The organism is Zhongshania sp. R06B22 (genome assembly GCF_040892595.1).
GTDB classification, from domain to species: Bacteria; Pseudomonadota; Gammaproteobacteria; order Pseudomonadales; family Spongiibacteraceae; genus Spongiibacter; species Spongiibacter arctica.
This window is the reverse complement of record NZ_JBFRYB010000001.1, coordinates 2,864,671-2,889,481: the sequence shown is the minus strand read 5'-3', so window position 1 is coordinate 2,889,481 and position 24,811 is coordinate 2,864,671. Positions and strand designations below refer to the sequence as shown.

At 49.0% G+C, this 24,811-nt stretch carries 23 protein-coding genes; 12 read left to right on the top strand and 11 right to left on the bottom strand.

What is annotated here, in order from left to right:
* Positions 1 to 45 precede the first annotated feature (45 nt).
* The 7 genes from AB4875_RS13185 to AB4875_RS13155 form a co-directional block, all read right to left on the bottom strand.
* Complete coding sequence (locus AB4875_RS13185) at positions 46 to 471, bottom strand: YqaA family protein (protein ID WP_368376514.1); 426 nt, start codon at positions 469 to 471, stop codon at positions 46 to 48.
* Entirely contained in the window at positions 468 to 1,133 is a 666-nt protein-coding gene (locus AB4875_RS13180; protein ID WP_368376513.1) for a gamma-glutamyl-gamma-aminobutyrate hydrolase family protein, read from the bottom strand. Before AB4875_RS13180 ends, AB4875_RS13185 begins: the two co-directional genes overlap by 4 nt.
* A complete protein-coding gene (locus AB4875_RS13175; protein WP_296436727.1) occupies positions 1,130 to 2,146 on the bottom strand; it encodes an amidoligase family protein in 1,017 nt (338 codons plus the stop codon). The genes AB4875_RS13180 and AB4875_RS13175 overlap by 4 nt, the downstream gene beginning before the upstream one ends.
* Positions 2,139 to 3,212 (bottom strand): AI-2E family transporter, encoded by a 1,074-nt coding sequence (locus AB4875_RS13170; protein ID WP_368376512.1) that lies wholly within the window; start codon positions 3,210 to 3,212, stop codon positions 2,139 to 2,141. Before AB4875_RS13170 ends, AB4875_RS13175 begins: the two co-directional genes overlap by 8 nt.
* Positions 3,213 to 3,399: 187 nt before the next feature.
* Positions 3,400 to 3,585: a PLDc N-terminal domain-containing protein gene (locus AB4875_RS13165; protein ID WP_296436725.1), complete on the bottom strand. Its 186-nt coding sequence runs from the start codon at positions 3,583 to 3,585 to the stop codon at positions 3,400 to 3,402.
* A 164-nt stretch (positions 3,586 to 3,749) separates the two neighbouring features.
* Entirely contained in the window at positions 3,750 to 4,787 is a 1,038-nt protein-coding gene (gene dapD, locus AB4875_RS13160; RefSeq protein ID WP_296436724.1) for a 2,3,4,5-tetrahydropyridine-2,6-dicarboxylate N-succinyltransferase, read from the bottom strand.
* 21 nt (positions 4,788 to 4,808) lie between these two features.
* The gene (locus AB4875_RS13155; protein WP_296436723.1) at positions 4,809 to 5,168 is read right to left on the bottom strand and encodes an ArsC family reductase; all 360 of its coding nucleotides are present in this window, start codon (positions 5,166 to 5,168) and stop codon (positions 4,809 to 4,811) included.
* Between the two features lie 142 nt (positions 5,169 to 5,310).
* Here AB4875_RS13155 and AB4875_RS13150 point away from each other — a divergent pair, with 142 nt between their 5' ends.
* Positions 5,311 to 6,636, top strand: a complete 1,326-nt coding sequence (locus tag AB4875_RS13150; protein ID WP_368376511.1) for an MFS transporter — start codon at positions 5,311 to 5,313, stop codon at positions 6,634 to 6,636.
* A 526-nt stretch (positions 6,637 to 7,162) separates the two neighbouring features.
* Complete coding sequence (locus AB4875_RS13145) at positions 7,163 to 7,987, top strand: alpha/beta fold hydrolase (RefSeq protein ID WP_368376510.1); 825 nt, start codon at positions 7,163 to 7,165, stop codon at positions 7,985 to 7,987.
* A gap of 351 nt (positions 7,988 to 8,338) precedes the next feature.
* Here the strand turns inward: AB4875_RS13145 and nth are convergent, their stop codons facing one another.
* From nth to map, 4 genes are read right to left on the bottom strand one after another with little or no spacing between them, the layout of a single operon-like run.
* Positions 8,339 to 8,992 (bottom strand): endonuclease III, encoded by a 654-nt coding sequence (gene nth / locus AB4875_RS13140; protein ID WP_368376509.1) that lies wholly within the window; start codon positions 8,990 to 8,992, stop codon positions 8,339 to 8,341.
* A complete protein-coding gene (gene dapC, locus AB4875_RS13135) occupies positions 8,986 to 10,206 on the bottom strand; it encodes a succinyldiaminopimelate transaminase (RefSeq protein WP_368376508.1) in 1,221 nt (406 codons plus the stop codon). The genes nth and dapC overlap by 7 nt, the downstream gene beginning before the upstream one ends.
* Entirely contained in the window at positions 10,203 to 12,857 is a 2,655-nt protein-coding gene (glnD, locus tag AB4875_RS13130) for a [protein-PII] uridylyltransferase (RefSeq protein WP_368376507.1), read from the bottom strand. Before glnD ends, dapC begins: the two co-directional genes overlap by 4 nt.
* Positions 12,857 to 13,651 carry a type I methionyl aminopeptidase gene (gene map / locus AB4875_RS13125; RefSeq protein WP_368376506.1) on the bottom strand — a complete coding sequence of 265 codons (795 nt, stop codon included), beginning with the start codon at positions 13,649 to 13,651 and terminating at the stop codon, positions 12,857 to 12,859. Before map ends, glnD begins: the two co-directional genes overlap by 1 nt.
* Positions 13,652 to 13,937: 286 nt before the next feature.
* Here map and rpsB point away from each other — a divergent pair, with 286 nt between their 5' ends.
* The 10 genes from rpsB to AB4875_RS13075 all read left to right on the top strand — a co-directional run bounded on the left by rpsB (position 13,938) and on the right by AB4875_RS13075 (position 24,581).
* Positions 13,938 to 14,681, top strand: coding sequence for a 30S ribosomal protein S2 (gene rpsB / locus AB4875_RS13120; protein WP_368376505.1), 744 nt, complete (start codon positions 13,938 to 13,940; stop codon positions 14,679 to 14,681).
* Positions 14,682 to 14,813: 132 nt separating this feature from the next.
* Entirely contained in the window at positions 14,814 to 15,677 is an 864-nt protein-coding gene (gene tsf, locus AB4875_RS13115) for a translation elongation factor Ts (RefSeq protein ID WP_368376504.1), read from the top strand.
* A gap of 94 nt (positions 15,678 to 15,771) precedes the next feature.
* Positions 15,772 to 16,533, top strand: a complete 762-nt coding sequence (gene pyrH / locus AB4875_RS13110) for a UMP kinase (RefSeq protein ID WP_368376503.1) — start codon at positions 15,772 to 15,774, stop codon at positions 16,531 to 16,533.
* Positions 16,523 to 17,080 (top strand): ribosome recycling factor, encoded by a 558-nt coding sequence (gene frr, locus AB4875_RS13105; protein WP_368376502.1) that lies wholly within the window; start codon positions 16,523 to 16,525, stop codon positions 17,078 to 17,080. Before pyrH ends, frr begins: the two co-directional genes overlap by 11 nt.
* Before the next feature lie 21 nt (positions 17,081 to 17,101).
* Positions 17,102 to 17,860: a polyprenyl diphosphate synthase gene (gene uppS / locus AB4875_RS13100; RefSeq protein WP_368376501.1), complete on the top strand. Its 759-nt coding sequence runs from the start codon at positions 17,102 to 17,104 to the stop codon at positions 17,858 to 17,860.
* 12 nt (positions 17,861 to 17,872) lie between these two features.
* Positions 17,873 to 18,721 (top strand): phosphatidate cytidylyltransferase, encoded by an 849-nt coding sequence (locus AB4875_RS13095; RefSeq protein WP_368376500.1) that lies wholly within the window; start codon positions 17,873 to 17,875, stop codon positions 18,719 to 18,721.
* Positions 18,721 to 19,914 (top strand): 1-deoxy-D-xylulose-5-phosphate reductoisomerase, encoded by a 1,194-nt coding sequence (ispC, locus tag AB4875_RS13090; RefSeq protein WP_438273526.1) that lies wholly within the window; start codon positions 18,721 to 18,723, stop codon positions 19,912 to 19,914. The genes AB4875_RS13095 and ispC overlap by 1 nt, the downstream gene beginning before the upstream one ends.
* Positions 19,915 to 19,980: 66 nt before the next feature.
* The gene (rseP, locus tag AB4875_RS13085; protein WP_368376498.1) at positions 19,981 to 21,339 is read left to right on the top strand and encodes a sigma E protease regulator RseP; all 1,359 of its coding nucleotides are present in this window, start codon (positions 19,981 to 19,983) and stop codon (positions 21,337 to 21,339) included.
* A 91-nt stretch (positions 21,340 to 21,430) separates the two neighbouring features.
* Positions 21,431 to 24,019, top strand: a complete 2,589-nt coding sequence (gene bamA / locus AB4875_RS13080; RefSeq protein ID WP_368376497.1) for an outer membrane protein assembly factor BamA — start codon at positions 21,431 to 21,433, stop codon at positions 24,017 to 24,019.
* 52 nt (positions 24,020 to 24,071) lie between these two features.
* A complete protein-coding gene (locus AB4875_RS13075; protein ID WP_368376496.1) occupies positions 24,072 to 24,581 on the top strand; it encodes an OmpH/Skp family outer membrane protein in 510 nt (169 codons plus the stop codon).
* Positions 24,582 to 24,811: the final 230 nt, after the last annotated feature.

The window sequence follows — 24,811 nt, the reverse complement described above, 5'->3', positions numbered from 1 at the left end:
ATATTTAGATTCGCTTGCGGTCAGGGATGGCTATTATACGCTGGTTTACATTGCACTGACGCCAGCAATAACAATGGCATAACGCAGACCCTTGCCAATAGCGACGAGGATGAAAAATGGCGTGGCAGGAATGCGCATAATACCACCCACGACAGTAAGAGCATCGCCGCCTATGGGCATCCACGACATCAGCAAGGTCCATTTTCCGTAGCGATTAAACCAGTTTTGGGCGCGCAGGAGATCTGACTTGCGGGCAGGAAACCAGCGGCGGTCTGAATATTGGCTCAGTTTCATTCCCATCCACCAGTTTACTCCGGCGCCTAGCGTATTGCCGGCGGTCGCGGCCAGCCATAGCCAGGCAGGGTGCAGACCCGCGTTAAGCTGCGTTATCAGTAAAATCTCAGAGTAGAAGGGCAGTAATGTGGCCGCGCCAAAGGCGACCGCAAACATCAGTAGGTACTGGCTGATCACTTTCTACTGCTCGCGACGAGGTGTTTAAAAATATGTAGTTGGCGTCCTTGGAAGGGGAGATATTCGGGATGCCATTGCACCCCAATTCGGCAGCGATGGTCTGGTGATTCTACGGCTTGAATGATGTTGTCGGCGTCGCGCCCGGTAACTTGTAAGCCCTCGCCTAATTTATCAATCGCTTGGTGGTGAAGACTATTGATGTGGCAATGTTTGCTGCCTAGTATTTTGTATAGCGAACTTTGGGGATCTACCCTTAGGGATTTCCGTGGGATGAGCATTCGCTTATTTGATGTAAGGCGACGATGCTCGCGCAAGTCGGTATGCAGCGTGCCGCCGAGGACAATATTAAATAGTTGCGCGCCTCGGCAGATGCCAAGAATGGGTAAGTCTTTTGCGAGGCTGTGCTCTAGGGCTAGCATTTCAAAACGGTCGCGCTCGCGATTGATGGGTGCGGTCTCTGGCGCGTCAGGCATATAAAGGCGCTGATCAATATCGTCGCCGCCACTAATGATAATTCCGTCGAGTTCGCTTGGGATTTTACAGCGCTGCGGTGTCAGGCGATAAGCCACGGCGCCGCTGCGCCACAGCGCCCAGCGAATGAACCACCATGCCAGCGGTAGTCTGGTGTCGTCGCCGGTGACGCCAATTAAAGGTTTGTTCACAGTAGCTCCGGTATTAGCCAACTGCTTACGCTGTTGGCCCAGTTGGTGAAGAGATTGGCGGTAGGCTTGTTGAGATACTGTCGATAAGCATGACAGACCGAATCCAGTCGTTTTTTGTCCATCGCTAAATTGTCGACCTGCAGCCAGTCCCTGTAGGGGTGAATTAGACCCCACTGTGGGTCATCAATCAGGCTGTTTGGTAGTCGATAGTGAAGAGTGGGGCGTGGCTTTACCCGGTCATCCTGAACTTTGCGACGAAGCCTCTCGTCATCAATATGAGAGAACAGCGGCAGCATATCGAGTGCGCGGTTGCGGGTTGGATTGTATTCCAGATAATCGTCAATGAGTTGACCAATATCGGGTTGGTAGTCTTCCCGTAGCAGTAATTTTACATAGTCTTTGCCAAAGGGGTCGACGTAGGAGGTTAGACGTCGACTAAAATCAACATCGCAGCGCATTTTTAACCAGTCATAAAGACATAAGAAGGCGCGCAGATAATCGCGAATGGTATCTGCCTTGCAGTCTGGCATCTCCGGGTTTAACTGCAGCCCAAAGGCGTTTTTTGCCGATCCGTGGGTGCCCTGTGCGCCTGAGTCGCGTAACTTTTGGAATAGTGTTTCCAGTTGCCATAGTTCGTCCATGGCGATGGGCGGGGCAACAACTTCAAAGGGTACCAATTGTTTGGCAATGGCGCCGACAATGGCTTCGGCGAGTTCTTCCAGATCGCGATTGTCGGTCGCTTCGTGGCGCTCTCGACTGATTCGTTTGATGTAGGAGAAATCTAACTCAACACCAAATTTTCCTAGTGATGTGTCAACAACATTGATTTCGTAGTCAGAAACCGTCTCGGCCTTGCCGCCATAGAGCGAGATTGTGGTATCGACAATGTCGTCAATTTCCATGCCGGTAAATTCAATTTCTACGCCGAGTCGTCTCATCTTGCCGCTGGACGTTTTGCTATGTTGAGGCAGCGGCCACAAGGATTTTCGATACGTATCCAGCGAGCTATTCATGGGCATCTCCAATAATATGAGCGACGGGTAATAAACGTTCGGTATGTTGGCAGATCACCTGAAAAAGGGTGAGTAGGGGAACAGCGAGTAAAACCCCGGGCGCTCCCCACAACCAACCCCAGAAAAATATCCATAAAAACACGACAATGGGGTTTAGGCTAAACCGCATGCCGTGTACAAAGGGGTCAATAAATTGTCCTACAAAAGCGGTAAATAGACCGTATGACAGTGGCGCCGAAATGATAGCAATAGGATTGCTGTAGCTAACGGCGCTGACAATCGTAAATAGAATCATTGTGATGCTGACGCCGAGATAAGGGATATAGCGCAGTAGAGCCGCAATGGCGCCCCAAAGTGCCGGATCTGGAAAGTCGGCTAGCCATAGGCCGAATATCGTTGTCGCTCCAACCGCGATATTTACAGCCGTAATTGTCATTAAATAACGTGACATTTGGGTTTGCGCTAGCTCCGCTATTCGTGTCACCACGGCCTTATCTCTCTGGGTCGGCAGGCTGCGGATAAAACGCCTCATTAGAGCGTCTCCAGAAGTTAGCAGGAAGAACAACAGAATAATACTGAGTGTGCCGTAAACCCCAAAATTCTTGGCGATTTCTCCGAGATCTGAGCGCCAGCCCGCATCTGCAATGACCACTTGGGTTAACTGCGGATCTTTAGAGCTAGTACTAAACTCCTTTGCTAGGGAGTCGATACTGCGACTGGCGGCGTCGACATTACTGCTGTCAGAATTTACGTTGCTGAGCTGATCGCGCAGCACTGAAATGGCCTCAGGTACCCGTTGGAGCCAATCGCTTGCCGGCGATGCAAGCACGTAGACTGCCCCGCTGATGACGCCCAGACCAAGCGTAATGAGTATGATTGCGGCTAGACCGCGCGGCAGGCCGAGAGTTTGCAGTCGACTTACTGCAGGTGCCAGTAGAAGCGCAAAAATGAGGGCGAGTGTAATCGGTAGTATTACATCTCTTGCGACTTGCAGGGTATACAGTACGGCAAGAATAGCGATGATTCTAGTTGCCCAGTCTGACTTGTGATTACTATTAATATCCATATTTTTTCTTTGTTGATAATTAACGCGTGGGCGTATGTTTTCCCTAATTTAGCCGGGCTATAAGAGTGTGTTTGCACTTTATTGATCAGATATAAACAGCCGTCGATATTGTAGTGTGAAAATTTTGATTTTTATGACGACTTTATATACGGCAAGTAGTTTGCGGAATTGCCTGGAACTTATGAAGTTAAGTCCGTTCGCGCGGGCCGGCAAACCACCAAATTAGCAGACCGAGGAAAGGTAGTAGGAGTATTAGTACGATCCAAAGTAATTTACTAGTCGAGGTTTCTCGGCTTTCTACAATATTGAGAATTGCCCAAATATCGGCGATGAAAATTAGAAACCCTAAGACACCGGTAATCTGAAGCTCCATATCATTCTCCTGCTAAATGTATTGGCTAATGCTTTGTAGCCTATTATTACTTGTAAATACTAGTCAATCGATGTCTATCAGTAGAGTAGTTTAGTGGCGAGGAGTTCACCAGTAGATAAAGAAACGCCCTGCGAGGGCAGGGCGCATAGCCATTAAAAAGCGGCTTAGTTGTGGGCGTGCAGCATCTCGTTTAGTGCGATGGCAGACTTATTTGTTAATACTTCAATAGCGCCATTTTTAGAGTTGCGGCGAAACAGTAAGTCAGACTGACCAGATAATTCGCGGGCCTTGGTCGTACCAGCTACTGCGCCGTCTGCGTCTATCATGGTGAGTACTGAGCCCGCAGTAATATAAAGGCCGGCTTCAATAGTGCAGCGATCTCCCAGGGGAATACCGACACCGGCATTGGCGCCGATCAGACATTCTTTGCCGACCGAAATAATAATATTATTGCCGCCTGATAGTGTGCCCATAGTAGAGCAGCCGCCACCGAGATCGGAGCCGGAACCTACCATCACACCGGCAGAAATTCGACCTTCAATCATGCCGGGGCCTTCGGTGCCGGCGTTAAAGTTGACGAAGCCCTCGTGCATAATAGTTGTACCTTCGCCCAAGTAAGCCCCTAGACGAACCCGCGCGGTGTGGGCAATACGAACGCCTGCAGGCACAACGTAGTTAGTCATTTTTGGAAATTTATCTACCGACATCACTTCCAGAAGCTCACCTTTTAGGCGGGCTTTGAGCTGACGATCCGCTAGCTCACTAATATCGACCGCGCCCAAATTAGTCCACGCGACATTCGGTAAAACGCCGAATAAACCAGTTAGATCGATGCTGTGGGGCTTAACGAGACGGTGCGATAACAAGTGAAGTTTCAAATAGCCTTCGGGTACAGATCCGGGGGCATCATCGCTGCTTAATAGAGTGATGACCAAGGGCTGGTCGCCGCTGGCAAGCTGTGCGGCAATAGTGGCTTGCGCGGCGCTGTCGCTTGCCGCGATTGCGTCGGCAATTTGTGCCATTTGCTCACTAGTCACGGCAATAGCGGTATTGCCCTGTAATGGGGCAATGACGGTTTGTACTGCCTTAATAAGGTCTTCGCTAGGATTTAATAGTGGGCTCGGGTAAAACGTGTCCAGCCATTCGCCTTTGCTATTTTGAGTGCCAAGGCCGAGGCCGAATGCGAAAGATGCTTGAGTCATTAGTGCGTCTCGTATATTGATTTAAAGGGTGTGATGGGTAAAGAGCGATTCATAGTCGGCGGCTTTAAAGCCCAGATGTAAGGCGCTGCCGGTGTCCAGTAGGGGGCGTTTCATTAGCGTCGGATGCTCAAGAAGCAATGCAACTGCACTGTCTTCACTTAAAGTATGGCGTTGCTCTTCAGACAGCTGTTTCCATGTGGTACTGCGTTTATTGACCAGCGCGTCGAGGCCGAGTTGTTGCAGCCATGTTGTGAGTTGCTCGGCCTTGAGTGGCGTATCTCGTACATCCTGAAAGTCGAAATCAACGTTGTGGGATTCCAGCCAGCGCCTTGCAGCGCGGACGGTATCGCAATTTTTGATGCCGTATAGTTTGGTGCTCATGTGTCTTCTCTATATTGCTGAGGACAGGCGGTAAAATTCGGCCGCCAAGGATAGCAAATTCTCCAGCGTGGATCACGGCACTTGTGCTTGATCTGAATCCATAGTCAGCCATGATTGGTACATTCATTGCATTTACTAATGCATGTTACGTCTAATTGTGCCCATTACCGCGCTGCTTCTTGGCGCTTCGCTTCTGCTGCTTGGCAGCGGTCTACTTAATACCTTGTTGGCAATTCGTGGCGGGCTTGAAGCTTATCCCGACGACACCATGGGCTTGATTATGTCCGGGTATTTTGTTGGCTTTTTTGTCGGTACTTTTATTGCCCTGCCGTTAATTCAGCGAGTTGGCCATATTCGCGCCTTCACTTGCTGCGCCGCATTGGCATCGTGTTCAGTGCTTCTGCATGTCTTGTTTGTAAGCCCGCTTAGCTGGTTGCTGCTGCGTATTATGACTGGCGCCGCCCTAGTTATTTTGTATACCGTGATTGAAAGTTGGCTAAATTCCCAGGCTACTGGTGCTCAGCGTGGTCGGGTTTTTGCGGTGTATATGGTGGTGAATCTGGGCTCGCTTGCGATCGCGCAGCAATTTATTCGCTTCGGTTCACCCAGTGGTTTTATATTGTTTGCCATTTCAGCAATGCTAATCACTATAAGTTTAATGCCAATAGCACTGACCCGCATGAATCAGCCTGAAATAACCGTTGTACCCCGTCTTAAAATTAGCGCCATCGCTAAATCATCGCCAGTAGCGGTTGCCGGTTCGTTGTTGTCGGGTTTGGCGATGGGGGGCTTTTGGGGGCTGTCGGCTATATATGCCAGCGCTATTGGCCTAACGAGTAGCGGCGTTGCGACATTTATGAGCTGCGCCATACTTGGTGGCGCCTTATTTCAATACCCACTTGGACGGTATTCAGATACCCACGATCGTCGCCGAGTAATCATAGCGGTTACTGCATTGGCGGCTGTGTCGGCATGTTTGATGTGGGTAGCGTCGTATTTTGGAAATTGGGTGTTCTTAATGGCGGCCGTATACGGCGGTTTTGCATTTTGTGTTTATCCAGTGTCTGTTGCCATACTGATGGATAAATTAGAGCATGAAAATATTCTGTCGGGCGCCAGTACCCTGTTATTTATACACGGTATAGGCGCGGCTCTTGGGCCTGCACTTGCAGGCCAAGGTATGGCTTTATTTGATCAGCATGCCTTGGTCGGATATTTTGTGATTATGCAGCTCGCCCTGTGTTTATTCACGGCGCGGCATTTAGCAGAAAATAAAATACAGCCAGAAGATAATAGCGCGCACTTTGTGGCGATGGTGCGCACCACGCCCACGGTTTTAGAAATGTTGCCCGATGAGGAATCGTGGCTTGAAGACGCCGTACCTCAAAACCCTGAGGCTCAAGCGTCTCAGTCTGAAGAGGAGTCGCTCACTGGAAGGTCATCTCATGAAGAGCCTCGTTCTGAGTAGGCAACTCAGAACTGAAATGAGGCGCGGTAAGCTGCGAGTTCCTGTAAAACAACAGCAGCTATTATTTAATTGAATTGTGATTCACCTATAACTAGGCAGGGTAGTTGAACCATAAGTTCGCCAAAATGAGCGCTTGCTGCGGTATGGTGTCCAGTTCCTAGCTGGCGTTTTACCGATGATATAACCAAAAAATCGTCCATATTATTGCCGGACTGTCACAATAGCGGCCATACACACCGCTTCATATAGGTATCTTGTAAAGCTGAATATAACGGTATATTTATTCTTCTCTAGGATTTACGCTCGGTCTGGTGGAGGAGAGTGCTTTTTCTCCAGTTCTCCTAAAAAACAAGATTTTAAGATCAATCACATATGAAAGGGAGACCAGACATATGAGAGCCCCGAAAAAAATATATACGCACGCGCGCTTTGTCGCGAGCCACTTGCCGAGTGGCTTCTTTGGGTTCATGAGATTTAATATACGCCGCTTGATGCTTAAACATGGCAAATTAATGAGGTCATCATAATGGAATTAACTCGCGCTAAATTCGAACATCGCGGATTTAGTCATTCGTATCTGGATTCAGCGCCGGGTGCTCGAGATCGCCCTGTGGTAATGCTGCTGCATGGTTTTCCGGATACCGCAGCTATGTGGAAAGCACAGATCGATACTCTGCATGCGGCGGGCTACCGATGTATTGCACCTGATACCCTCGGGTGTGGTGAGTCCGACATAGCACCGCGAGTTCGCGATTACAATGCCATTAGAATCGCTGGTGATCGTGCAGCCTTGCTGGATCATTTAGGTATTGATAAGGCACATATTATAGGGCACGACTGGGGTGCTGTTGTTGCCTGGTTTTTCGCTGCATACCACCCACAACGTAGCAATAAGTTGCTTGTGATGTCCGTAGGACATCCCACAGCATATGGGCGTGCGGGCTTCAAACAAAAGTTGCTGGGTTGGTACACCATCTTTTTCCAGTTTGGTGGTCTGGCGGAATACCTATTGAGCGGAGAGGGGCGATTTTCTTTGCGCAAAGTATTCGCAACGCATCCTGACATGGACGAGGTGATGCAACGCCTGCGTGAACCAGGTCGGATGACTGCCGCGTTACGTATTTACCGAGCGGGATTGCTACCTATATTGATTCATAGGCAACCGCGAGTGTCTGCACCCACGCTAGCGATATGGAGCGACGGAGATCGCTTTTTGACGGAAGAGCAAATGCTGGAATCAGAAAAATATTTGGACGGCTCTTGGCGATATGAGCGTCTGAGTGGTCATCACTGGATATCATTGCTGCAACCTGAGCGCGTGAATCAGCTAATACTAGAACACTTATCTTAACAGGATTGCCCGGTCGTGGCTTTTCTGATTATTTTTCGCGGGACTTACAACCTTGTTAAAACAAGGCATTGATTCAGCGTATTATTTTTAAAAAACTAACTAAAAAATACTAATTTTCACGGATAGCCTCGCATAGAAAGCTGAGAACGCTCGATATGAAAATGTTACGGGGCGGACGATACTAATGTAGAGTTTTTGATCACTTGAATCCACACCCATAAGGTGTCCAAAGCGGACTACTTATGGGTGAATCTATATGAATGAGTCAATTCAAAGCCGAGAATCCACTGCGGGAGCTGGGTGTCTTATGCGAAGACTGTCTTGTCACGCGTCATCTAGTCCTAGTGCCTGCTAGGGTTTGTGAACTATCTTGGGATTGCGGCGGCGCGGGTAGCAGGTGGTACAAATTTCACAGACCCTGCCATCACAGCCCCTAGCGCTGCAGTACTCACGTCCATAGAAAATAATTTGCAGGTGCAGGGCGATCCAGCGATCCTTGGGAAACAGCGATTTTAGATCTTTCTCTGTTTGCACCACATTTTTACCGTTGGTCAGGCCCCAGCGTTGTGCCAGGCGATGAATGTGGGTATCGACCGCGAAGGCGGGCACGCCAAAGGCTTGGGACATAACCACGCTGGCGGTTTTGTGGCCAACACCGGGCAGGGTTTCTAAGGCGGCCATGCTTTGCGGGACGACGCCGTTATATTTGTCAACCAAGATTTCTGACAGGCGTTTGATGGCGCTGGACTTCTGTGGCGATAGTCCGCAGGGGCGAATGATAGCCCGAATAATTTCCACGTTCTGCTTAGCCATATCAAAGGGATTGTCAGCTAATTCAAACAGTGCTGGGGTGATTTGATTAACGCGAGCATCGGTACACTGCGCTGAAAGTAAAACGGCGACCAGTAATGTGTAGGGATCTTTATGATCCAGCGGGATCGGTTGTTCTGGATAGAGCTCTTGCAGACGCTGAGCAATATAAGCCGCGCGCTCTTTTTTTAGCATTGGCTTTGATCGTTCCCTGCGGTGTTTTTAAGGCTTTGAACATAGGCTTTAATGCGCCGTGCACCTTCCGCGCATTGCTCCGGTTCGGCAACTAGAGCCATGCGCACATAGTTGGCGCCGGGATTAAAACCATCCACTTCTCTGGATAAATAGCTTCCGGGTAATACGGTGACATGCTGCTGCTCAAACAAGCCGCGTGCAAACTCGGTATCGGCTATTGGGGTTTTAGCCCACAGATAAAAGGACGCTTCGGGAAGGCTGACATCGAGGCAGCCATCAAGGATGTCGAGAACCTGATTGAATTTTTGCCGGTACAATACCCGATTGGCTTTAACGTGTTCTTCGTCCTGCCACGCAGCAGCACTAGCAAGTTGATGTTGAACGGGCATGGCGCAGCCGTGATAGGTGCGGTATAGCAAAAAGTCTTTGAGTATTTCTGCATCGCCGGCGACAAAGCCCGATCTTAAGCCCGGTAAATTTGAGCGTTTTGACAGGCTGTGAAAGACCACGCAGCGGTGGTAGTCACTGCGACCTAATTCGTCGCAGGCTTGCAGCAATCCCGGCGGCGGCGAGCCTTCGTCAAAATAGAGCTCGGAATAACACTCGTCGCTGGCAATGATGAAGTCGTATTGATCTGCAAGAGAGATTAGCTTTTGCATCTGTTGGCAGTTCATCACCGCGCCACTAGGGTTTCCCGGCGTACAAATGTATAGCAATTGGCAGCGTTGCCAAATGTTAGGGCTGACAGCGTCAAAGTTTGGAATAAATCCGTTCTCAGGTCGACACGCTAGAAATTCTGGTGTGGCTCCGGCGAGTAAAGCCGCGCCTTCATAAATTTGGTAGAAGGGGTTGGGGCTGCACACCAAGGCCTCTGGGCTTGGGTTGACCACGGTTTGTGCGAAGGCGAACAAGGCTTCACGGGTGCCATTGACGGGTAGTATTTGGGTGTCGGGATTGAGTTGCTTTAGGGTAAAGCGCTTGCAAGCCCACCTTGAGATCGCCTGACGTAATTCAGGAATGCCCTTGGTGGTGGGGTAGTTGCTTAATCTGTCTAAGTTTTGGCTAATTGCTTCGCTGACAAACTGAGGCGATTGGTGTTTTGGCTCGCCAATTGACAGCGCGATGGGTGTCAGTGACGGCGCAGTTAGATCTTCAAATAGCAGTCGTAGTTTTTCAAATGGATAGGCGTGCAGTGCGCTTAAATGTGGATTCATAGGACCTTTCTACTCGCCTTCTCATCTAGTTCACGACAGATTGCCTGCTGTATCTCTTCGCAAATTTGGGGGTCGTCGATGGGCTGTTGATTCTCATCGGTAATAAAAAATACATCCTCTACCCGCTCGCCGAGTGTGGCAATTTTTGCGTTTTGAAGTTGGATATTATACTGATTAAAAATACGCGCTAAGTGTGCGAGTAAACCCGGCCGGTCGGGGGTAATGACTTCCAGTACAGTCTGCGCTTTATTTAAATCTGTGGTCATGCTGGTTCTGGTTGGCGTGGAAAATAAGCGCATTTGGCGCGGTGTGCGTCGACTGGCTGCAGAGAAGTCATCAGGGTTTTCTAAATGTTCACGCATAAACTCAATAATATGTGCAATGCGGTTAGGGTTGTCGCCAATGGACTCACCATCTGCACCCAGCACATAGAATGTGTCCAGTGTGTAGCCGGTGCCACTATTATAAATGCGGGCGTCTTGAATGCTTAGATCTAGCTGTTCCATGGCCTCTGCGAGCTGTGCAAACAAGCCCACTCGCGCGTGGGTGTGGACAAATATTTGGCTAACGCCAGCGTGGTCCAGCAGACCGCCTTCTTTAATCAGTACCACGGTAGCATTGGCTTTTACACGGTCAGCAATGGCGCGGGTGTGCCAAACGATGTCGTCGATCTGCTCGCGAATAAAATAATCTTCGCCGGTGTCGGCCCACAGTTCGCGAATTTCTGTCTCAGTAAAGCCATAGTCTTCAAGCTTTTCAATGGCGCCGAGCTGAGTTTCGGCAATCCATTCCTGTTTGTCGATAGGGTTTTCTAAACCGCGGCGCAAGGCCCGTCTGGTTTCGGCGTATAGTTGGCGCATTAATGATGCGCGCCACGATGTCCACAGTGTGGGGTTGGTTGCGTTAATGTCAGCGACGGTGAGGCAGAATAAATAATCTAGGTGTTGTATATCGCCCATAGTTAAGGCGAATTCCCGAATGACCTCGGGATCTTGAATATCTTTGCGCTGCGATACTGAGGACATTTCTAGGTGTTTTTCTACTAGCCACGCCACCAGATTGCCATCGCGCTTATTGAGGCCCAGGTGCGCGCAAAACTCCCGCGCATCAACCGCGCCTAGGCTGGAGTGGTCGCCGCCGCGGCCTTTGGCGATATCGTGAAATAAACCGGCTAAATACAATAGCTCGGGTTTAGGTAGGCGCTGCATAATTCTGCAGGCCATCGGGTAGGTTTCCACCATGCTTGGATAACGGAAGCGGCTTATATTCTTGATTAGCTCTAAGGTGTGCGCATCGACTGAATAAATATGGAAAAGGTCGTGCTGCATTTGACCGACAATGCCGGCAAAGGCCGGAATGAATTTGTCGAGTATGCCAAAGCGCTTCATGCGGCGTAGGCTTAGCGCCACTCTTTGTGGTGAGCGCAGCAATTCTAAGAAGTAGCGTTTATTTTTGGGGTTGGCGCGAAAGCTATCATTGATAAGATGATGAGATTTTCGAATCAGCCGAATGGTGCTCGCGCGCACGCCATCAATGGCGTCATTACTCGCCATTAATACAAATATTTCCATCAGCGCGGAGGGGGTTTTGCTGAATACCTTGGCATTACAAACTTCAATGTGGCCGTTGCGCACCCGGAAGCGGCTATTAATTTCGAAGACAGTCTCTGCCTCGCAAGCCCGCAATATGGTTTCGTCGAAGTGCTGCATTAACACATCGTTAAGTTCGCCAAGATGCATTGCCCAGCGATAATACTGCTGCATAAATTGCTCTACGGCGAGCTTGCCGTCGCCATCAGTAAAGCCAAATTGCGCGGCTAGGGTGCGTTGATGGTCAAATACCAGCCGATCTTCTTCGCGTCCCGCTAATAGATGTAGGGCAAATCGCATCTTCCACAAAAAGTCCTGGCCATCCTTGAGTGTGTCCAGCTCTTCTTTGCTTAGGAATTGGCGCTCTACTAGCTCGTCGATAGATTGGGCGCCGAAATGGCGTTTAACAACCCAGCCAATCATTTGAATATCGCGCAGGCCGCCGGGAGAACTCTTAACATTGGGTTCTAGATTGTATTCGGAATTGGCGTATTTGCGGTGACGGGATATTTGCTCGTCCCATTTTGCGCGGAAAAATTCGCTGCTCGGCCAGATATTGTCGGGGCCGACCTTGTGCATTAATTCGGTGTGCAGCTCGGGGTTCCCGGCCAGAGTGCGCGATTCCATCAAGTTGGTGGCTACCGTGATGTCGTCAGCTGCGGTTTGGCAGCACTCACCCATACTGCGGACACTATGACCAATCTCCAGATTAATGTCCCAGAGTAGCGTGATGAGGCTCTCGATATTGTCGCGGTAATCCGCGCAGTCGTCGCTGGTGAGGATGAGCAGATCAATGTCGGAGTAGGGGTGTAACTCGCCCCGCCCATAGCCACCGACGGCGATGAGGCTTATATCGTCGCCCCACTGGTAGCTTTGCCAAATGCCCTGCAATAATTCATCGATACGCTGTGAACGCAGTGTGACGAGGGTGCGAATGTTTTCACCAGCCTCGAAACTGGTTTTTAGGTCGCTGGCCAGCGTTTTCAGATAATTTTTGTAAGTCTTTATGGACTCACCGGGCTGCGCCAGCGCATGGATGTCCGGGAGTGCAGATTGACTCATTATAGCTCTCGATAGAAAGGTTCATCGGGACGTGCAGTAAGGACTTCGACACCGTCCGCGGTTACGGCCATGGTGTGTTCCCATTGTGCCGACAGGCGGCGATCTCGTGTGGTAACGGTCCAGCCATCTTTGGTATTGAGTTTGGTTTGCTTTTTTCCTGCATTGATCATCGGTTCAATGGTGAAGGTCATGCCTTCCTTTAACACTAGATCATTGCGACGGTTATAGCCTTCGCCGTAATGCAGTACCTGCGGATCTTCATGGAACACAAGACCGATGCCGTGTCCGCAGTACTCTTCTACAACGCTGTAGTGTTTGCCGCGCGCATGTTTGGCGATAGTAGTGCCTATGTCGCTAAGTGTGCAGCCGGGCTTAACCAGCGCAATCGCTTGGTATAAGCATTCCTGAGTGACTTCGCACAGGCGCTTGGCGTGCTCAGGCACTGTGCCGACGTAATACATGCGGTTAGTGTCACCGTGCCAGCCGTCTTTTATTACGGTGACATCAATATTTAAGATGTCACCATCCTTGAGTATTTTTTTGTCTGATGGAATACCGTGACAAATGACTTCATTTACCGAGGTGCAAACAGATTTGGGGAAGCCATTGTAATTTAGTGGCGCAGGAATGGCGTTTTGCACGTTAACTATATAGTCATGACAAATTTGATCTAGCTCGCCAGTGCTGATGCCCGGCTTGACATACGGGGTGATCATTTCTAATACGTCGGCGGCGAGTCGGCCGGCAATACGCATGGCGGCAATTTCGTCTGGCGTTTTAATGCTTACATTCATAGGGCTATACCGGTTTGCAGCGTCATCTGGCGATTCAAAGCCGGCTATTGTAAACCATCGCTTTATGGGTAGCGAAGACATCGCGGAATTTTAGCCTCAAAAGCGGTTTGTACTTTATGTGATAGGGGGTCTGTGGTATAAATACGCGCCCCAATAATGGCACGAGCTATTATTGGATTAATGACGCGCAGAAATCGGCACGTAATCCCGGGTGCTTCAACATGTGTTGGGGTTGGATTATGGGATCTCTGCAAGTTTGTAACCCGATGTTTATTAAGGAAAAGTCATGTCTCATGTAAGTATGCGTGAAATGCTGCAAGCCGGTGTTCACTTTGGTCACCAGACCCGTTATTGGAATCCAAAAATGGCACCATACATTTTTGGTGCGCGTAACAAGATCCACATTATTAACCTCGAGCACACCGTTCCTGCATTGAATAGTGCCTTGGATGCCATTGCTATAATGGCCGCTAATAAGAACAAAATCCTATTTGTTGGTACTAAACGTGCTGCAAGTAAGATTATCGGTGAACAAGCTGCCCGCGCTGGTATGCCTTTTGTAAGTCATCGTTGGTTGGGCGGCATGCTCACTAACTACAAAACTATTCGTCAATCTGTGCGTCGTTTGCGTGAGCTTGAAGCACAGAGCTTAGACGGTACGTTTGATAAGTTGACCAAGAAAGAAGCGCTGATGCGTCGCCGTGATATGGAGAAGCTAGAGCGCTCCATTGGCGGTATTAAAGACATGTCTGGTTTGCCTGATGCACTGTTCGTCATCGATGTAGATCACGAGCGTATTGCTATCCAGGAAGCTAACAAGCTGGGTATTCCAGTGTTCGGTATCGTTGATACTAACAGCAACCCAGATGGCGTAGATTTTGTTATTCCAGGTAATGACGACGCAATTCGCGCGATTAAATTGTATGTCACTGCCATTGCCGATGTTGCTATTAGTGCGGCTGCCAATGAACTTGTTGCTAAAGACGAGTTTGTTGAAGTTGCACCAGAAGGCGAAAGCGCCGCCGAGTAAATTGGCCCGCTAAGCAGTCTGCGAAAGGGGGCAAGGCCCCCTTTTTTTGGATATTGACTGAGCAGACGCCTGTTTTTGTGTCTGATCTCGAACTTGAGTTAACACGCTTAAGGTAATTAAGAGGATTTTAGGATGGCTGTAACAGCATCAATGGTAAAAGAATTACGCGATCGTACTGGTCTTGGCATGATGGAGTGTAAAAAAGCACTTAATGAGGCCAATGGCGATATCGAATTAGCGATTGAAGAAATGCGCAAGTCTAGCGGTCTTAAGGCAGCTAAAAAAGCGGGTCGTACTGCGGCCGATGGCGTTGTTAGCATCAAAATTGCAGAAGATGGCAGCTACGGCGTTGCGGTTGAAGTGAACAGCGAGACAGATTTTGTAGCGCGTGATGCCAGCTTCTTGGCATTTGTTGCCCAAATAGTTGATAAGGCTTTCGCTACTAAGGCGACTGATGTTGCTGAATTGATGAGTGGTGAGCTGGAGTCTGCACGTGAAGCGCTGGTTCAAAAAATCGGTGAGAATATTTCCGTGCGTCGCTCATTGGTTGTTAGTGCAGAAGATGGCGTAGTTGATGGCTATGTGCATTCTAATAACCGTATTGCGGTATTGGTTGCACTGAAGGGCGGCGATTCTGAGTTGGCACGCGATGTTGCTATGCACGTTGCTGCAGTAAATCCGCGGGTTGCTAAATCTGCCGATATGCCTGAAGAAGAAATCACCAAAGAGCGTGAAATCTTTACAGCGCAAGCGGCCGAGAGCGGCAAGCCACCTGAGATCATTGAAAAGATGATTGAAGGCCGGATTCGCAAGTTCTTGTCTGAAAGCTCTCTGGTTGATCAGGCGTTTGTTAAAGACCCTGAGCTTACCGTGGGCAAGTTGCTGAAAAACAGCAATGCCGATATTCAAACATTTTTGCGTTTTGAAGTGGGCGAAGGTATCGAGAAAGAAGAAGTAGACTTTGCCGCCGAGGTGGCTGCTCAGCTGAAAGGCTAAGCCACTAATGTTAGCGGGGCCTGCGGGCCCCGCTTTACTTTAGGCGATATGCAGGTGTCTTGATAATATCGTGTAATGTGGTGGGGTAGGAAAAATGTCTAGCCAAGCTCGAGATAAGAAATACAAGCGCATACTGCTTAAATTAAGCGGTGAGGCTTTGATGGGTGGCCTGGGATTTGGTATTGATCCCAAGGTATTAGACCGTATGGCGCTTGAAGTTGGTCAACTGGTTGGTATCGGTGTGCAGGTTGGTCTAGTGGTTGGCGGCGGGAATTTGTTCCGTGGCGCGGCACTGCAAACCGCTGGCTTAGATCGTGTGACTGGCGATCATATGGGTATGTTGGCTACAGTAATGAACGCCTTGGCGCTTCGTGATGCGTTAGAGCGCAGTAATATAAAATCTTCGGTGATGTCTGCGATTCCCATGAGTGGTGTTGTTGATCACTATGATCGTCGCAAGGCGATTCGTGCCTTATCCCGTGGTGAAGTAGTTATTTTTGCCGCCGGTACAGGTAATCCGTTTTTTACAACCGACTCTGCAGCGTGCTTACGCGGCATTGAGGTTGATGCGGATTTGGTATTGAAGGCAACAAAAGTAGACGGTGTTTACAGTGCAGATCCCATGCTCGATCCCGATGCTGTAAAGTATGATTATCTCAGCTACGATGAAGTGTTGAATAAAAAGCTCGAAGTTATGGACTTGACCGCGATTTGCTTGTGTCGTGACCATAATATGCCGTTGCGGGTTTTTGCGATGGAGCAGCAGGGGGCTTTATTGAATATTGTGGTGGGAGGCGAAGAGGGTACTCTGGTTGGTGCCGCCGCAACACGCGAGGAGAAACGTCGTGATAGATGATTTGAAGGAAGACGCTAAGCAGCGTATGGCCAAGACTATCGAGGCCTTGGGAACTAATTTCAATAAAATTCGTACCGGCCGCGCACACCCTAGTTTATTAGATGGCTTGCGGGTGTCTTACTACGGTACCGATACGCCCCTATCGCAATTAGCGAATATAGGTGTCGAAGACTCAAGAACATTGACAGTAACGCCTTGGGAAAAGAATATTGTTCCCGACATTGAAAAGGCGATTATGAAGTCAGACCTGGGTTTGAATCCTAGCTCTGCTGGCAGCGTGATCCGTATTCCAATGGCTATGCTTACCCAAGAAACCCGCAAGGGTTATATCAAGCAGGCTAGGCAGGAAGCTGAAAGCGTGCGGGTATCAATTCGCAATGCGCGTCGCGACGTGCTGTCTGACTTGAAAGACTTGCTAAAAGAGAAAGAAATTAGCGAAGACGAAGAGCGTCGCGCGCAGGATGATGTGCAGAAAATCACCGATCAGTATATTGCTGAAGTTGATAAAGCACTGGCGGCGAAAGAAGCCGACCTGATGGAAATTTGAGCGTTGAGCTGAATTGTTTAAATGCCAGTAACAACGCGGGATTCCGCGCCTAAGAGTGTTCCCCGGCACGTTGCCATCATTATGGATGGCAATAATCGCTGGGCTAAACAGCAGGGTTTGAAATCGTCCGCTGGCCATCGCGCCGGCGTCGAGGTAATACGTCCGCTATTAAAGAAAACCCGAGAGCGCGGCGTAGAAATTGTTACTTTATTTGCTTTCTCTAGCGAAAATTGGCAGCGGCCAACCCTCGAAGTTCAAGCCTTAATGCGGCTATTTTCAAGCTATCTCGATAGTGAAACCAAGCAGCTACATGCTGATGGCGTGCGAATGCGGTTTATTGGTGAACGCAGCCAATTTTCAGCGGCGCTTCGCAAGCAAATGGATTACAGCGAACAGCTAACCCGTTTTAATCGAGACACGCAGTTGGTCATCGCGGTTGATTACGGCGGCCAGTGGGACATTGTTAGCGCTGCTAAAGCAATGGCAGAAAAAGTCAAAGCTGGCGAGCTCAGCACTGATGATTTTAGTGTTGAGTTATTTGATAGCTATCTTGCACTTGCAGATGTTGCTAAGCCAGATCTTTGCATTCGCACTGCCGGTGAACAGCGAATTAGTAATTTTATGCTGTGGCAGTTAGCGTATAGCGAATTATATTTTACCGATTGTTTTTGGCCTGATTTTAACGCAGAAGAGTTAGATAAGGCGCTTGATGCCTATGCGTTTCGAGAGCGGCGGTTTGGCGGTCGAAATAATGATAATAATGCAGAAACGCCTGAATAAAGGAATCAGTTTATGTTAAAGCAGCGGATCATCACCGCGGTGTTGATCGTAGCCACGCTATCGGCGGCACTGGCTTATTTGTCTCTGCCTGCTTTGTCGGCAGTGTTTGCGCTTGTTGTGTTGCTGGCTGCCTGGGAATGGTCAGATATGACTGGCTTCTCTAGTAATTTATCCCGCATTTTCTATGTCGCAGCATGTGGCCTGCTGATGGCGGTCGCTGGGTGGAAGATAGATTTACTTGGCAGTGTTGATCAGGCCGAGGTCCAGGAAATTGTTGTTGCTGCCAGTCTTTGGTGGGCTATCGCCTTGCTTTGGGTTAAGTCCTACCCGTCAAGTGCGGGGCTTTGGGGTCCGCTTTGGATGAGGGCCTTAATGGGCTTTCTGGTTTTGGTGCCGGCGTGGCTGGCCCTTTGTTATTTAAGAAGCTTAAGCGGCGGGGTGTGGTTGATTGTACTCGTAATAGCCCTTGTTGCTTCTGCTGATATTGGTGCTTATTTTGTGGGCCGCGCCTTTGGAAAAGCCAAGCTTGCTCCTGCGGTGAGTCCAGGAAAATCTTGGGCGGGTTTTTGGGGTGGTTTGGCATCAAGTACTTTACTGTCTGCCTTGTTGTGGGTGGTATTGGCGCGGATGTCGCCGGGAGCGATACCAATCGGTTTATTGCCCTTGATCTGTCTTGTGATAGTGACCGTCTTGGCCTCGGTCTTAGGGGATCTATTGGAAAGTATGGTCAAGCGCCATCGCGGTATTAAAGACAGTGGCCACCTGTTGCCGGGGCATGGCGGAATAATGGACCGTATAGACAGTATTACGGCCGCAGCACCGGTGTTTGCCTTGGGTTTGATGGCAACGGGATGGGCCTGATGCAGTCAGTTACTGTGCTGGGTTCTACCGGCTCTATAGGTGTCAGCACATTAGACGTATTGGCGCGTCATCCTGAGCGTTATTGCGTTTACGCCTTAACGGCTAATCGCAATCTAGATACATTGTTTGAACAGATTGAAGTGTTTTCTCCGCGCTATGCGGTATTGGCTGATACGACTCTTGTTAAGTCCTTTGCCGATCGACTTGCGTCTGCTGGTCTGAGTACCGAGGTGCTTGGCGGGGAAGACGGCCTGTGTGCAGTGGCGCGTGAGGCTGACGTGACGATGGCGGCGATTGTGGGGGCGGCGGGTTTGCTGCCAACCATGGCGGCGGTTGAAGCGGGTAAAAAGGTTTTATTAGCAAATAAAGAAGCTTTAGTGATGGCTGGGCCGCTGTTTATGGACGCTGTCGAGCGTCATGGCGCAATTTTATTGCCGATAGATAGCGAGCACAATGCGATTTTTCAATGCTTACCGCCCCAAAATCAGTTAGGCAGCGGTCAGGGCAGCCCCTTTGCTAATGGCGTTCGACGTATTTTGCTGACCGGTTCAGGCGGGCCGTTTCGGACCACAGCCTTGGCAGACTTAGCTGGTGTGACACCAGATCAGGCATGCGCGCACCCTAATTGGTCAATGGGGCGCAAAATATCCGTTGATTCAGCAACTATGATGAATAAGGGCCTAGAGCTAATTGAGGCTTGTTGGTTATTTCATACAGCCCCCTCGAATATTGATATTATTGTTCATCCCCAGAGTGTTATTCACTCGATGGTTGAGTATATTGACGGCTCGGTATTGGCGCAGCTTGGTAATCCAGATATGCGTACGCCTATCGCACATGCCTTGGCGTGGCCGGAGCGTATTGTGTCCGGGGTTGGCACTTTAGATATTATTAGTCAGGCGCGTTTGGATTTTGAGGCGCCAGACGAACACCGTTTTCCGTGTTTGCGGCTGGCGCGTGAGGCTGCAGTGCGGGGCGGAACAGCGCCAGCTGTGTTGAATGCGGCGAATGAAATTGCTGTTGAAGCATTTCTTGATGGGCGCTTGGCGTTTGTCGATATTGCCACGGTTATAGAGCAGGTTATGTTGACGCTAGAAATTGTTGAACCGCAATCACTCGCGGATGTCCAACAAGCGGACAGCAAGTCTCGTGTTTTGGCAGTGGCAATTATTGCCGAGAAAGCCTTGATTTAATTGATAATCGATACGGCTCAGTGGTTTTGAATAGACTGACCGTTAGCATGAAATAGGGCAAAGAATTTGTTGGACATATTACAGACGATACTAGTGACACTGCTAACCTTAGCCATCTTGGTAACAGTGCACGAATTCGGTCATTTTTGGGTCGCGCGGCGTTGTGGCGTCAAAGTTTTGCGGTTTTCCGTGGGCTTTGGCAAGCCTTTGCTATCTTGGTCTGATCGCAGTGGCACTGAATATGTTATCGCCGGCATTCCACTCGGTGGCTACGTTAAAATGTTGGACGAGCGCGAGGGTAATGTTCCTGAAGAGTTACTAGATCAAACGTTTAATCGCGCAACACCCCGTTCGCGCATTGCCATTGCGGCGGCTGGGCCCTTGGCAAATTTTATCCTGGCTATTCTGGTCTATTGGTTGATCTTCTTAAATGGCGTTAGCGGTGTTGCGCCAATCGTCGCCAAGGTAGAAGCAGGTTCTCTGGCCGAGAGAGCAGGGATTATCGCCGGCCAAGAATTTTTGTCCGTCGACGGCAAGGCGACCCCGACATGGGAAGCTCTGCAGCTACAGCTTCTGGATCGCATTGGGGAAAACGGCGAAATCCTAGTCAATATGCGCTCATCTGACACAGGTCTGGTGAGCGAAAAAGTTGTGTCCTTGACCGATTGGATGCATGACGTAGAAGAGCCAAATCCGGTGCGCGAGTTGGGCGTGACCTTATTCGTGCCGGAAGTTATTCCAAGAATAGAATCAGTCATGCCGGAAAGCCCGGCCGAGCGAGCGGGGCTGCGTGCTGGAGATTTGGTTCTTGAGACGGATGGTCAGCCTATTAACACTTGGTTGGAATGGGTGGAGCAGGTAAGGCTAAAGCCAGAACAAGCGGTTTCGGTGACGGTTGAGCGTGACAATCAGCGCGTCATGCTCACAATGACGCCAGAACGCAAGCTCGATGAGGGATCTAAGGCATATGGCTATGTTGGAGTGGGTGTTGCAATGCCCTCTTGGCCTGAGGAAATGCAGAGAATGACGGAATACGGGTTTATTGGCGCGGCTGTTGCAGCAGTTGACAAAACCTGGACGATGAGCGCTCTTACCTTATCGTCAATTAAAAAGATGTTGATGGGTCTGTTATCGCCGAAAAACTTGAGTGGGCCGATAACCATTGCTAAAGTGGCGGGCTCCTCAGTGCAGTACGGATTTTTTGCATGGCTGACGTTTTTGGCATTGTTGAGTGTCAGCCTTGCCGTTTTAAACTTATTACCAATTCCTGTATTGGATGGCGGGCATATTGTCTACGCTCTGGTAGAGTGGCTCACCGGTAAGCCGGTGGCAGAACAGGTACAGGTGTGGGCTAATCAGACGGGCTTGGTACTAGTAGTATGTTTGATGGTTTTTGCGATATATAACGATGTGTTGCGCCTTTAGTCTCTAAGATAATGCAATACTTTTAATCTTACACAGTGGTGGCGTCAGTTTTGATTTGGCGTTGGCACAAAGCCTTGGTTTTTAGCTGTTGATGAAACGCTTTTTAGCATTTAGTTTTTTCCTGTGGTCGGTGAGTCTTTTCGCTGTTGCCCAAAATTCACTGCCGATTTCAGATATTCGCGTAGAAGGCCTACAGCGAATATCGTCGGAGACGGTGTTCTCCGCTCTGCCAATAAGTATTGGCGATTTGGTCAGTACCCGTAGCGTAGCAAACGCGTCTAGGGCGCTGTTTGGTACGGGTAACTTCGACGATATCCAGATTGGTATGGATGGTGACATACTTGTGGTGAAAGTCGTTGAGCGCCCCGCGATCAGCACGATTAATTTAGAGGGAAACAAAGCGCTGGCTACCGACGCCCTGCTGGATGGCTTGAAAAATTCAGGTCTTGCTGAAGGCCAAGTCTTTAAGCGTTCCACGCTTGACGGCATGAAAATGGAGTTGACTCGGCAGTACGTATCTCAGGGCCGCTATGACGCCAGTATTGAAACCGATGTTGTCGCTGAGCCGCGCAACCGTGTTTCGGTCAGTATCAATATTGATGAAGGCAGTAATGCGACCATTGAACACATCAATATTGTTGGCAACACCGTGTACGACGACGACACTCTTCTGGATTTGTTTGAGTTAAAAGCAGGCGGTTTATTTTCCTTCTTCAGTAGTAGTGATAAGTATTCTCGCGAAAAGCTCAAAGGCGATCTAGAAAAGCTTAATTCCTATTACTTAGATCGCGGCTATCTATTATTTAACTCGGACTCGGTTCAAGTTGCGATTAGTCCTGATCGAAAATCTGTATATATCACCGTGAATGTCATTGAAGGTGAAAAATATACCATCAGCAGCGCAGAGTTATCCGGTGATCTAGTGTTGCCTGAAGACGACTTAAAGCGCTTCGTCTTGGTGCAGAAAGGCCAGGTTTTCTCACAGGCTTTGGTAACCAGTTCGGAAGAGTTTATTACCAAACGCTTAGGCAACGAAGGCTATAATTTTGCCAAGGTCCGCGGCATACCTGAGACCAATGAAGAAGACAAAACCGTAGATATAAAATTCTTTATTGATCCCGGCAAACGCACTTATGTCCGACGCATTGATTTTGAAGGTAATGCGCGGACTTCTGACGAAGTATTACGTCGAGAAATGCGTCAGATTGAAAGTGCGCCGGCGTCGGCAGATAAAATTGAATTGTCGCGGATTCGTTTGGAGCGCCTTGGTTACTTTAAAGAAGCCAAGGTGGACACTTTAGAAGTTCCAGGTACCGACGACTTGATCGATCTGCGCTATGAAGTTGAAGAGCAAAGCTCTGGTAGTCTTGGTGCAAGTGTTGGTTTCTCGCAGGACAGTGGTTTGCTCCTGAGCGCCAATATCCAGCAAAATAATTTCTTTGGCACCGGTAAGCAAGTTGGTTTCGGTATTTCCCGCAGTAACTTTGCGAGCAGTGCTAATTTCAATTATCTAGATCCCTATTTTACAGAAGATGGTGTGAGTCGCGGTTTTTCCATCTTTTACCGTGCTACCGATTTTGAAGAAATAAACGTCGCCAGTTACACCTCTGACACTTATGGCGCCAGCGTTAACTTTGGCTACCCTATTTCTGAAACTGAGCGTCTTGGTTTCGATCTTGGTGTTAATCGGACTTCAATCGATGCGGGTCTAAGCGCAGTAAAAGAAATTAAGAGTAGCCCGCGCTTATTAGATATTATCGACAACTATTTTGTGAGTCAGCTAGATCCCGTAACCGGGACTTACAATGTGGCCGAGGTGCTCGAGAATATTAATAATTTGCCTGCCAATGCCTTAGTTGATAGCGGCGAAGAAGGGTTCTTAGATAAATATGGCGAAGAGTTTGATAACTTCACCGCCGGTATTTCTTGGCGTCAATCGACTCTAAACCGCGGTTTGTTAGCGACTCGCGGTGCCGCGCAATCTTTGTCTTTACAAGTGGCGGTGCCAGGCTCTGACCTAGAGTATTTCAAGCTAGGCTATGAAGGGCAGATATACGTTCCTGTTACTAATAGTTTTACCCTGAGGTTCAGAACTCAATTGGGCTATGGTGATGGCTATGGTGAGCTAGAAAACCTCCCGTTCTATGAGAATTTCTACGCGGGCGGTTTTGGTTCGGTGCGGGGTTATCAAGCTAATACCTTAGGTCCCCGTAGCTCTATTGCCGATATTTATAGAATTAGCCAGGCTGCTACGGCCATCGATTCTTCGGGCAATGCCTTGGCACTGTCAGCACAAGGGGCTTATATTTTAGATCCTGCGACCGGCTTATTGGTGGTAGATAGCGCCAATAGCTTCACTCGTGACCCAGACCCCTTCGGTGGCAATGTATTAATAGAGGGCAGTATAGAATTACTGTTTCCCCTTCCTTTTGTGAAAGATCAACGTTCTGTCCGCAGTGGTTTGTTTTTTGATGCAGGTAATGTATTTAGCACCCAGTGCGGTTCTACTCAGGTTAACTGCTCAACCCCAGAGATTTCAGGTTTGCGAACGTCTGCTGGTGTTGGTGTAACCTGGATCACTGGCTTTGGTCCCTTGACCTTTAGCCTCGGTAGAGCGCTGAACGCTGAAAAGATTGATGAAGAAGAAATATTCCAATTCTCATTAGGGCGTAGTTTTTAAACCCTGTTTGAAAGAATTTAATTATTAACACAATAATCAGTAGGAGTTGTATATGAAGTTTTCCAAAGTTATCGCGGCGGCAGTAATGGTATTGTGGGCTTGCGGCACTATGGCAGAAGGCCGAGTCGCCGTTTTTGATGTTGAGGCTGCGGTACTTAATACCGATGTCGCGAAGAAGCGTTTGACGGCTATGCGCAATCAAGCAGAATACAAAAAAAATGTTTCTGAACTAGAAGCATTAAAGAAGAATTATGACAAGCAGGTTGAGCAGTTTCAGCGTGATTTTGATATTTTGAGCGCCGAGCAACGTCTGGCTGTTAAAAATAAAATTGATACTGCTCGAGATGATGGCGAGCACCTTGCGCGTAAAATAGAGGCGGCAAATCAGCAGGAAGCTCAGTCTATTCTTCAAGAGCTGGGACCAAAGCTACAGCAAATTTTGCCAGACCTTATCAAGGCAGAGAATATTGGTTTGCTGTTGCCGCGTAAGCAGGTGCTGCATGCTGATGTTAGCTTCGATATCACGGCAAAAGTCGCAGATAAATTGAATCAAACAAAGTAGATAATTATCTAAGCGAGAGTGTTTAGTCTCGCTTAGTGCTTGGCTGCCTAATAACTTGGTTTTAAAAGGCAGTCAGGAATCTCCTTGCAGACTAGTCTCATTGAGTAGTGTCTAATCATCCTGGTTAAACTTTTTCTCAAATACTGTGTTTGAAATTAGCGTCCAAGGTATCTTGCCCGCCGCATTCTGCCGCAGTTCTTGGAGGTGGTGGATTGGATACAGCCAAAGAT

Bases quoted from the DNA above. Each gene is read 5' to 3' on its own strand.
- AB4875_RS13095 (WP_368376500.1), top strand. From the start codon at position 17,873: ATGTTAAAGCAGCGGATCATCACCGCGGTGTTGATCGTAGCCACGCTA.
- AB4875_RS13150 (WP_368376511.1), top strand. From the start codon at position 5,311: ATGTTACGTCTAATTGTGCCCATTACCGCGCTGCTTCTTGGCGCTTCG.
- map (WP_368376506.1), bottom strand. From the start codon at position 13,651: ATGAATGTAAGCATTAAAACGCCAGACGAAATTGCCGCCATGCGTATT.
- AB4875_RS13170 (WP_368376512.1), bottom strand. From the start codon at position 3,212: ATGGATATTAATAGTAATCACAAGTCAGACTGGGCAACTAGAATCATC.
- tsf (WP_368376504.1), top strand. From the start codon at position 14,814: ATGGCTGTAACAGCATCAATGGTAAAAGAATTACGCGATCGTACTGGT.
- glnD (WP_368376507.1), bottom strand. From the start codon at position 12,857: ATGAGTCAATCTGCACTCCCGGACATCCATGCGCTGGCGCAGCCCGGT.
- AB4875_RS13155 (WP_296436723.1), bottom strand. From the start codon at position 5,168: ATGAGCACCAAACTATACGGCATCAAAAATTGCGATACCGTCCGCGCT.
- AB4875_RS13175 (WP_296436727.1), bottom strand. From the start codon at position 2,146: ATGAATAGCTCGCTGGATACGTATCGAAAATCCTTGTGGCCGCTGCCT.
- AB4875_RS13145 (WP_368376510.1), top strand. From the start codon at position 7,163: ATGGAATTAACTCGCGCTAAATTCGAACATCGCGGATTTAGTCATTCG.
- uppS (WP_368376501.1), top strand. From the start codon at position 17,102: ATGCCAGTAACAACGCGGGATTCCGCGCCTAAGAGTGTTCCCCGGCAC.
- dapC (WP_368376508.1), bottom strand. From the start codon at position 10,206: ATGAATCCACATTTAAGCGCACTGCACGCCTATCCATTTGAAAAACTA.
- ispC (WP_438273526.1), top strand. From the start codon at position 18,721: ATGCAGTCAGTTACTGTGCTGGGTTCTACCGGCTCTATAGGTGTCAGC.
- nth (WP_368376509.1), bottom strand. From the start codon at position 8,992: ATGCTAAAAAAAGAGCGCGCGGCTTATATTGCTCAGCGTCTGCAAGAG.
- rpsB (WP_368376505.1), top strand. From the start codon at position 13,938: ATGTCTCATGTAAGTATGCGTGAAATGCTGCAAGCCGGTGTTCACTTT.
- AB4875_RS13075 (WP_368376496.1), top strand. From the start codon at position 24,072: ATGAAGTTTTCCAAAGTTATCGCGGCGGCAGTAATGGTATTGTGGGCT.
- pyrH (WP_368376503.1), top strand. From the start codon at position 15,772: ATGTCTAGCCAAGCTCGAGATAAGAAATACAAGCGCATACTGCTTAAA.
- bamA (WP_368376497.1), top strand. From the start codon at position 21,431: ATGAAACGCTTTTTAGCATTTAGTTTTTTCCTGTGGTCGGTGAGTCTT.
- AB4875_RS13165 (WP_296436725.1), bottom strand. From the start codon at position 3,585: ATGGAGCTTCAGATTACCGGTGTCTTAGGGTTTCTAATTTTCATCGCC.
- dapD (WP_296436724.1), bottom strand. From the start codon at position 4,787: ATGACTCAAGCATCTTTCGCATTCGGCCTCGGCCTTGGCACTCAAAAT.